This window comes from Chamaesiphon sp. GL140_3_metabinner_50 (assembly GCF_025361915.1).
Taxonomy (GTDB): Bacteria; Cyanobacteriota; Cyanobacteriia; order Cyanobacteriales; family Chamaesiphonaceae; genus Chamaesiphon.
This window is the reverse complement of record NZ_JANYJC010000084.1, coordinates 1-8539: the sequence shown is the minus strand read 5'-3', so window position 1 is coordinate 8539 and position 8539 is coordinate 1. Positions and strand designations below refer to the sequence as shown.

Sequence of the window (8539 nt, the reverse complement as noted above, 5' to 3'; positions counted from 1 at the left end):
TCCGATCTTCAAGTCAACCAAATTCTCTGGCACTATTTAGGCTATCGATACCATCGCACCGAGCAAACCTGGGATTTGAATTTAGTGGCTCCAGAATGGCAAGAAACTTACCCCACACCACCAGATTTTATCGCTAGTCGCCCCGCAACAGTCAAGCTCACTCGATCGATTCCCGCCGAGCATAAGCAATTACTCAAGGAACAGCTAGGCTTTAAAGGCTATAAGCTCGGCGAATTCGGCCCCCGTCAAACCAGACGCGCGACGGCAGCAAGTTGGTTGTTAGCGTATATGGCTAGTCGGGTATATTAATTTAGGCAGGATTGATACTGGGAGACTGGCAGTTCGGCTCCGCTCACTGACCAGGGACTGGGGAACTAGATAATCCAAAATCCAAAATCAACTTATTCAGGGAGAAAATATGGCACGGGTAATCATTGTCGGCGCAGGTGGAGTCGGAAACGTAGTAGCACATAAATGCGCCGCACGCGCTGAGTTTACAGATATTTTACTCGCAAGTCGCAGCGTCGATAAATGCGACAAAATTGCCGCAAGCATCGGTTCGCCAAAAGTCACCACCGCCGCGCTCGATGCCGATGTAGTGGCAAATACAGTCAAATTAATTAAAGAGTTCAAACCAGACTTGCTAATTAACGTCGCGCTTCCTTATCAAGATTTGACACTGATGGATGCTTGTCTAGAGACAGGGATTCACTATCTCGATACTGCCAATTACGAGCCGATCGATGTTGCTAAATTCGAGTATAGTTGGCAATGGGCGTATCAAGATAAGTTCAAAGCAGCCGGATTAACCGCCATTCTCGGCTGTGGTTTCGATCCTGGCGTGACGGGTGTATTTAGTGCCTACGCGCTCAAACATTACTTCGATGAAATTCATTATTTAGACATCATCGATTGTAATGATGGCAATCATGGTAAAGCCTTTGCCACTAACTTTAATCCCGAAATAAACATTCGCGAAATTACTCAACTAGGGCGATATTTTGAGAATGGCGAGTGGGTAGAAGTTCCTGCATTATCGATCCATCGCCCGATTCCTTATCCCAATATTGGCGATCGCGAGTCATATTTACTCTACCACGAAGAACTCGAATCTTTAGTCAAAAACATCCCCACCCTCAAACGCGCGCGGTTTTGGATGACATTCTCAGAAAACTATATTACGCACCTGCGAGTACTCGAAAATATCGGCATGACACGGATCGATCCGATCGAATATCAAGGTCAACAAATTGTACCATTACAATTCCTGAAAGCTCTATTACCAGAACCCGCTTCTTTAGCTACTAATTATACCGGACAAACCTCGATCGGTTGTCATATTACCGGAATTAAAGATGGTGTAGCCAATAAATATTACGTTTACAATAACTGCCAACATGCCGAAGCTTATGCAGAAGTAGGAGCGCAAGGAATTTCTTACACCACAGGCGTACCAGCAGTAATTGGCGCACTGATGATTGTCAATGGTAATTGGCAAAAACCTGGTGTATTTAACGTCGAAGAATGCGATCCCGATCCATTTATGGAACTATTAAACTCGATGGGATTACCTTGGCATGAAGTAATCGATGGCGAATCGCCATTTGAGAATTAACACCCATCATCATCTTCGGCTCGAAGCTTCGAGCCGAAGCTAAAATCGGCGCAAGGCAAAAATGCAGACAATTGGTGCCATGATGCGTAAGTTCAGAGATCTTGTAAGCTGCTCATTTCCCCACAGTCCCGAAGACTGATAAAATAAGATGCCAACAGTTCTGTGCAACAATAGAAATATTCATGATTTCCAGTAATGATTTTAGACCTGGTGTATCGATCGAGTGGAAAGGCGGCGTATGGAAAATCGTCGAATCTCTACACGTAAAACCCGGTAAAGGTTCCGCATTTGTAAGAACGAAGCTCAAAAATGTCCAGAGCGGTAGCGTCGTGGAAGAAACATTCCGCGCGGGGGAAACAATGCCCCAAGCAACGCTTGAAAAGATTAAAATGCAGCATACTTACAAAGATGGCGATCAATTCGTGTTCATGGACATGGAATCGTTTGAAGAATCCAATCTCACACCCACACAGATTGGCTCTAACGTCAAGTATCTCAAAGAAGGGATGGAAGTGAGCATCGTGCGGTGGGGCGAACAAATTATGGAAGTGGAACTCCCCAACACGGTAGTATTAGTCGTTACCGACACCGATCCTGGTATGAAAGGCGATACAGCTACAGGTGGAAGCAAACCTGCGATCGTCGAAACGGGCGCGCAAGTAACGGTACCATTGTTTATCAGTATCGGCGAAAAAATTAAAATCGACACCCGCACAGACCAATATGTCGGACGTGAAAGCTAAACTAAACAGCTCTCCCGTATTTCTAACGTCAAATCGGTTAAATTTATAGTTCAGGGGAAAGGGGAAAGATCCAAACGAGTTTTGGAATTTAATCGGACTTTTTTCTCCCCCTACCCACGGGAGAGCCGTAAAGTTGGCTGGTACCGCTACCGGATATTTAATTAATAAAAATAATATTTTACCGCTGCTATTGTTAATAATTAGCAACCATTACCAAACTGAATATGACAATTGATTTTAAAGAACTCAGCGAATTATTAGCCGCGATCGCCAATAATAATATTACCGAATTGACACTTAAAAATGCTGATTTTGAACTGACAGTCAGCCAAGGAATTACACAAGTGTCTAGAGGTGGATTCTCAAATCCGATCGCCGATGTTAATACCCAAATCATCGCTGTCTCAACTCCCGAATCTCACCAACAGCTAGTCATAGATCGCTCTACACCGACGATCGATAGCAAGTGGGTAGAAATCAAATCGCCGATGGTGGGGACATTCTATCGCTCTCCCGCCCCTGACGAGCCAGCATTTGCCTCGATCGGCGATCGCATTCGGATGGGGCAGACTGTCTGCATTATCGAAGCGATGAAACTGATGAACGAAATTGAAGCCGAAGTCGTCGGACAGGTAATGGAAGTATTAGTTGAGAATGGTCAACCGATCGAATTTGGACAGACTCTGATGTACATCAATCCTAGTTAGGTAGATATCAGAGTGAATAGTGAATAGCTTGCTGTTTTCACTATTCACTAAAACACTAGTAACTATATTTCGATCCAAAATGCGAGTAACTTTATGGAGTTGTCGAACTAGCTGGATTGATGGGGAAATCTCGATCGTAAGTTTCGCGCGTAACTGGTTGTCTGACTTCGACACCGACATCGCCGAGAACTTCTAACTTTTTACCTTCAACTGTAATCCAGACAGGCGCACTGGGATTTTCAGCCGTAGCCGTGTATACTATTTGCCCCAATCTACCAATCATCGAAGTGGCACCGAAGCCTTGTGTAAACTCTTTAGATAAATCGATATGGATGCCATCGGCTAACACTTTGGTACTCAGGAGCTTGGTACCGACGGGGATTGTCGATGTTAATTTACCATCGGGTTTACCTGATGAAGCGAGTAAGGTAGAAATGGATCTAGTAACTCCCGCTGCTGGAGTTGTCTCGGTAGCTTGAGGAGCTTGCTGCTCTTGTGGGACTAAAATAGTTTTTTTACCATCATCATCTAGCCGCCAAATTTTGACAGTACTGTCTTTTTGGGCGATTTTAGGTGGAGTAGTGGTTTTGGTGTTAGTCTCGCCAACGTTAGGGGTTATCGAGATTGGCGGAGTGGTAGTCGTCTCAGGGGCTGTCGGGATTTGAGTTGCCGTCTGCGGATTAACTTTAGCCGGATCGATGGTGACTGGAATGGTAACCGGAATTTTACTGGGAGTACTTACCACAGGGTGGTTGCTATGGTCGATCGTCCACCATGCTAACCCACCGCCGATCGCAATTGCGGCTAAAGTTACGGCTGAGATTGTCGCAACGACGTTTTTAGATATCGATTTTTGGTGTTCCATAATTAAAAATTACTAAGATCGTTTAGAAGCATTGAGCAGGAAGCAGCAATTGAGGATGATGTCGAAGCTGTGCGATTCAGACTAGCCGATCGATCCTAATAACTAATAACTAGCAAGGGTTTGCCGTTTACTGACCTGCCAAACCAGCACTCTGGCTGTCTTTGTCGATCTATTATTAGTTTAACTCTTAGAATTGCGATCGGCGATGAAAAATATTTAGCAATAATCTAGATGCGATTCGGCACAGCCAACGTTACACGAACGAGATAAATATACTTAAATCTGACAGTAGAAAGTTACTCTTTACGCCCAGATATCCGCACGAAAGCCGCTATTTCTAGCTCTTGGGGCTTAACCTCGAACTGGAGAATGCGGGTAAAGAGTCCGCGCCCTTCGAGGATATCTACATTCAATTGTTCGCCAATTCCAGTCGTCAAGCCAGATAACAGAAATGGTGGTACTGGAGTTTTACCCACCAGTGCCTTCGGATCGACTAACTGAAATTTGCGCCCACCAACGACACTCACCCCTGTTTCGAGACTGACGGGGAGTTTTTCGCCAGAAGCCGGATCTAGCAATTCAGCTTCGATTCCCAGGCGATTGTTGCCGATAAATTGAACTTTAGGATTGGTAATTTGGTAATCCTTATTCAGCGAACCAGCCGCCGCACCACCGAGCGTACTAGTAGTCATTTTCTGAAGCCGCGCGATCGAATCTGGAGACTTTAAGAAATTATTAATATCTCCTTCGTTTAACTTAAACTTCACCGCCGCCTGAATGGGCTGCTGGAGCGAAGAAGATCGTGGATTTTGCCCATCGGCTTGGACTGCTTTAAGATCGACGGCAATCGGATCGGTTTCGACTTCTAGCGTGTCGATCCGCAGATCCTTGGTTACCCACAAACCCCGTCCGGCAATCCGCACCTTATTGATTTTGCCATTGATAATCTGGAGCGGTGGCGCGTTATCAGTTCTGACTTGTAGTTGCTCGGCTCGATCGATCTGCGACAACAAGGCAGTTTCGACATTTTTATCTACCACCACCCCAGTCAGGGAAAATAGGGCGGTAATACCGGAGAGGAGGATGGTGATTAATTCCATAGATGGGAGATGGGAGATGGGAGCTAGGAGATGGGAGATGGGAGTTGGGAGTTGGGACAATACGGTTCGGTTAGCTTCGTTTGAGATCCAAATCCCCCAACCCCCTTAAAAAGGGGGCTTTAAAGTCCCCCTTTTTAAGGGGGATTTAGGGGGATTCCAACCTAATCCGGAGCAATTAGAGCGAGATCTGTTCTTAACCGAACCGTATTAAGAGTTGGGAGATTAAGAGTTGGGATCGAAAAGTGAAGCACCTTTTCAAGACAGATCGGAATTGGGAAGATGGGAGGGGAGATAGTGTAAATTGTCTGATACTCTCAATTTACTAACACCGCAGGTGTTCCACTCCCCTCTCCCATCTCCTAACTCCCAACTCCCATCTCTGCCTCGATCCACTGTTTAATCGTCTTACCAACATCCCCGACGGCAATATCTTGAGATTGTTTCGTAGCACGTTGGACGACTTCTACCTTACCATCTTTGAGCGATCGACCAGTGACGATTCGGAAGGGGATGCCGATTAAGTCAGCGTCCTTGAATTTGACCCCAGCCCGCTCGTCGCGATCGTCGAGGATGGTTTCGACCCCCAGTTGATTTAACTCGGTGTAGAGGCGTTCGGCGACCTCCATTTGTTGGGCATCAGAAATATTCGGTACGCAGATAATTGCATGATAAGGCGCGATCGCCACTGGCCAAATAATCCCATCTTTATCATAAGACTGTTCGACTGCTGCTTGGGCAAGTCGGGATACGCCCACACCATAGCAACCCATCACTAATGGTTGTTCTTCACCTTGCTCGTTGGTAAAAGTGGCTCCCATTGCGGCAGAGTATTTAGTGCCCAATTGGAAGATATGCCCGACTTCGATGCCCCGTGCGGTTTCTAATACTTGAGTCGGATCGTGAATCGCGCGATCGCCCACTAAGGCTTTTTGAACGTCTACATTCACCGATGGCAGCGGGAAATTAGTATCCCAATTCGCACCGACGACATGTTTTTCGGCTTCATTTGTGCCTGTAACAAAGTTAGTCAAACTAGCAGCAGTAGCATCGACAATCCGTAAGAAGTGAGGATGAGTATTAGGACTAGCTTGGATATATTCATCGCTCAAATCTGGGCCGATATAACCGAGCGGTAATGGTTTCGCCGCCCATTTAGCGATCGCAACTCCATCTGGAACTTCGAGGGCGATGACTGTTTTTGCGCCATAATTTGGGGCTAATTTCCCCAATTCGTTAGTTAATTTAACCTGATTGACTTCGCGATCCGATCGAATGCTAATTAATACTAAAACCGTCTTACCATTATCGTAAACAGCTTGCTGAAGTATATTTTTGACGATCGCAGTCGGGTCGCACTCTAAAAATTTGACTAGCTTATTAATCGAATTTGTATTTGGCGTATCCTTAACTTCATAACTAGTAAAAATCGAAGCCACCGCTTCAGGAGCCAGCGACACAGCCTTCTCTACATTCGCGGCATACTTACCATCCGCCGTAAACATCACATCATCTTCACCCGCCGATGCCAGTACCATAAATTCTTGCGAACCAGAACCACCGATCGCGCCAGAATCCGCATCTACCGCCCGAAACTTCAAGCCGCAGCGCGTCAGCATCTTGCAATAAGCATCGTGCATATCATCATAAGTTTCCTTCAGACTTTCCGCATCCGCATGGAAAGAATAACCATCTTTCATGATAAATTCCCGACCGCGCATCAACCCAAACCGAGGGCGAATTTCATCGCGAAATTTACTTTGAATCTGATACAAATGCTGAGGCAATTGATGGTGGGATTTAATTAAATCTCTGGCTACAGCCGTGATAACTTCCTCATGTGTCGGGCCTAAAGCCACTTCTCGATTTTTCCGATCCGTAAAAGCGAACATAATTCCTTCCGCCTTATAAGTATCCCAGCGTCCCGATTGTTGCCACAACTCAGCGGGTTGCAGTTGGGGCAATAGACACTCTTGCGCGCCTGTGGCATCCATTTCTGCTTTCACAATCTGCCGTACCTTCGTCAATACGCGCCACATCAGGGGTAGGTAAGCATATAAGCCACTCCCAATCCGGCGAATGTATCCCGCCCGCAAAAGCAGTTTGTGGCTGGGGATTTCGGCATCGGCTGGTTCTTCGCGGAGGGTGACAAATAAGCTTTTAGACAGTCTCATCGTGATTTTTTGCGTTAGTTTACTCACCCTAACTCAGTAGGGTTTGACTATCGATATTATCGCAGGGTAATGGCTGTTGTGGGTGAATTGGGAGTCGCAGAACTGTCGATCGAGGAACGGAAGATTTGGTCGCCAGTGCTAAAATAAAAGTGACATAATCTAGCTCCCGCAAACGTTTGGAGATTTTATGACCGTCTCTACCAATAGTCAACCGTTGTTGTTGAATGTCAGTAACATTACCCTCACTGTCAACGCAGAGCAGTATTATGCTTTGAATGTCGATAATCAAGATCTGCGCCTAGAATTGACAGCAACCGGACAGCTATTTTTTAAACCATTATTTGTTTATGGGATAGCACGTCATGTTAGCGATCTCATGATGGAAGTGTCTTTGTGGAACAAACAAGCTAAATTGGGGACTGTATTTGGATCTTCAATGGGTTACGATTTTCTGGAAATTGGTGGTGGCATCATGAATCCCGATCTGACGTGGATTGCCAAATCCCGAACGGAGGCAATATCGGGTGACATATTTTGTCCGGTCGTACCTGATTTTGTGCTTGAATATAGCCCCAATCGAGATAGATTAGTTGCTTGGCAAAAGCGAATGTTAGAATATCAGCGGTTGGGAGCGCGGCTAGGATTATTGGTTGATGTTTGGGATAAACAGGTAGAGATTTATCGACCTGGACAAGAGCCAGAGATACTAGAGTCACCCACCGCGATCGATTGTGGTGAAGTGATGCCAGATTTTAAGCTGAGTATGGATCGAATTTGGTAATTTTGCCTGTCAACGTAAAGCACAGACGTAAGTATCCTGACTCGCCAGCTCCCAATTCTTTAGTCACTAAACTGTAGATCGATGTCTAAAAACTAGAATTATTTCGAGTTGCCTGCCTGCCAGATTTTTATTTGCTCGATCGCACTCTGAGCACCTTCCTGGTCGCCCATCCGTTGGAATAGTTTCGCCACTTGCTGCATATCCGCGATCGCGCCCTGCAAATCGTTAAGCTTGTACTTTTTCAGAGAACTGCGATTGAGGTATGCCTCAAGAGATGTCGGGTCGAGGGCGTTCGCGGAGCTTTCCTGTAGGGAAATCGCTCGGTCGAAATCAGCCAGTGCGCCCCGCAGATCGTTGAGCTTTCGATATTTCAGAAACCCGCGATTGATGTATCCATTGGCTGATTTCGGTGCGAAGGCGATCGCTTGCTCGAAATCTGCCATTGCGCCCCGCACATCGTTTAAAGTTATCGCTTTCACAAGACCGCGCTGGTTATAAGCTTTGACAAATTTCGGGTCTAGGGCGATCGCTCGATCGTAGTCAGCCAATGTGCCCTG

At 46.1% G+C, this 8539-nt stretch carries 9 protein-coding genes and 1 pseudogene; 5 read left to right on the top strand and 5 right to left on the bottom strand.

The features are described 5' to 3' along the window. From Q0R35_RS04390 to accB, 4 genes are all read left to right on the top strand, one after another. Positions 1-309 (top strand): DUF1823 family protein (locus Q0R35_RS04390; RefSeq protein WP_295614852.1); only part of this gene is annotated, 309 nt, incomplete at its 5' end. A gap of 109 nt (positions 310-418) precedes the next feature. Beyond that, positions 419-1615, top strand: a complete 1197-nt coding sequence (locus Q0R35_RS04385) for a saccharopine dehydrogenase family protein (protein WP_295614850.1) — start codon at positions 419-421, stop codon at positions 1613-1615. Between the two features lie 182 nt (positions 1616-1797). Further along, positions 1798-2358: an elongation factor P gene (gene efp / locus Q0R35_RS04380; RefSeq protein WP_295614848.1), complete on the top strand. Its 561-nt coding sequence runs from the start codon at positions 1798-1800 to the stop codon at positions 2356-2358. 224 nt (positions 2359-2582) lie between these two features. After that, complete coding sequence (gene accB / locus Q0R35_RS04375) at positions 2583-3065, top strand: acetyl-CoA carboxylase biotin carboxyl carrier protein (RefSeq protein WP_295614846.1); 483 nt, start codon at positions 2583-2585, stop codon at positions 3063-3065. 91 nt (positions 3066-3156) lie between these two features. Here accB and Q0R35_RS04370 read toward each other — a convergent pair whose 3' ends face one another. The 4 genes from Q0R35_RS04370 to Q0R35_RS04355 form a co-directional block, all read right to left on the bottom strand. After that, positions 3157-3930: a GerMN domain-containing protein gene (locus Q0R35_RS04370; protein ID WP_295614843.1), complete on the bottom strand. Its 774-nt coding sequence runs from the start codon at positions 3928-3930 to the stop codon at positions 3157-3159. A gap of 296 nt (positions 3931-4226) precedes the next feature. Further along, the gene (locus Q0R35_RS04365; protein ID WP_295614841.1) at positions 4227-5030 is read right to left on the bottom strand and encodes a DUF2993 domain-containing protein; all 804 of its coding nucleotides are present in this window, start codon (positions 5028-5030) and stop codon (positions 4227-4229) included. A 359-nt stretch (positions 5031-5389) separates the two neighbouring features. Beyond that, complete coding sequence (gene proS, locus Q0R35_RS04360; protein ID WP_295614839.1) at positions 5390-7201, bottom strand: proline--tRNA ligase; 1812 nt, start codon at positions 7199-7201, stop codon at positions 5390-5392. A gap of 28 nt (positions 7202-7229) precedes the next feature. Then, positions 7230-7412 carry a hypothetical protein gene (locus tag Q0R35_RS04355; RefSeq protein ID WP_295614838.1) on the bottom strand — a complete coding sequence of 61 codons (183 nt, stop codon included), beginning with the start codon at positions 7410-7412 and terminating at the stop codon, positions 7230-7232. Here Q0R35_RS04355 and Q0R35_RS04350 point away from each other — a divergent pair. Beyond that, positions 7389-7982: a Uma2 family endonuclease gene (locus Q0R35_RS04350; RefSeq protein WP_295614836.1), complete on the top strand. Its 594-nt coding sequence runs from the start codon at positions 7389-7391 to the stop codon at positions 7980-7982. The genes Q0R35_RS04355 and Q0R35_RS04350 overlap by 24 nt on opposite strands. 98 nt (positions 7983-8080) lie before the next feature. Here the strand turns inward: Q0R35_RS04350 and Q0R35_RS04345 are convergent. Beyond that, positions 8081-8539, bottom strand: a pseudogene (locus tag Q0R35_RS04345) (serine protease); the annotation flags it as partial.

Excerpts from the sequence above, each read along its gene's own strand:
- Q0R35_RS04385 (WP_295614850.1), top strand. The coding sequence starts at position 419 with ATGGCACGGGTAATCATTGTCGGCGCAGGTGGAGTCGGAAACGTAGTA.
- efp (WP_295614848.1), top strand. The coding sequence starts at position 1,798 with ATGATTTCCAGTAATGATTTTAGACCTGGTGTATCGATCGAGTGGAAA.
- accB (WP_295614846.1), top strand. The coding sequence starts at position 2,583 with ATGACAATTGATTTTAAAGAACTCAGCGAATTATTAGCCGCGATCGCC.
- Q0R35_RS04370 (WP_295614843.1), bottom strand. The coding sequence starts at position 3,930 with ATGGAACACCAAAAATCGATATCTAAAAACGTCGTTGCGACAATCTCA.
- Q0R35_RS04365 (WP_295614841.1), bottom strand. The coding sequence starts at position 5,030 with ATGGAATTAATCACCATCCTCCTCTCCGGTATTACCGCCCTATTTTCC.
- proS (WP_295614839.1), bottom strand. The coding sequence starts at position 7,201 with ATGAGACTGTCTAAAAGCTTATTTGTCACCCTCCGCGAAGAACCAGCC.
- Q0R35_RS04350 (WP_295614836.1), top strand. The coding sequence starts at position 7,389 with ATGACCGTCTCTACCAATAGTCAACCGTTGTTGTTGAATGTCAGTAAC.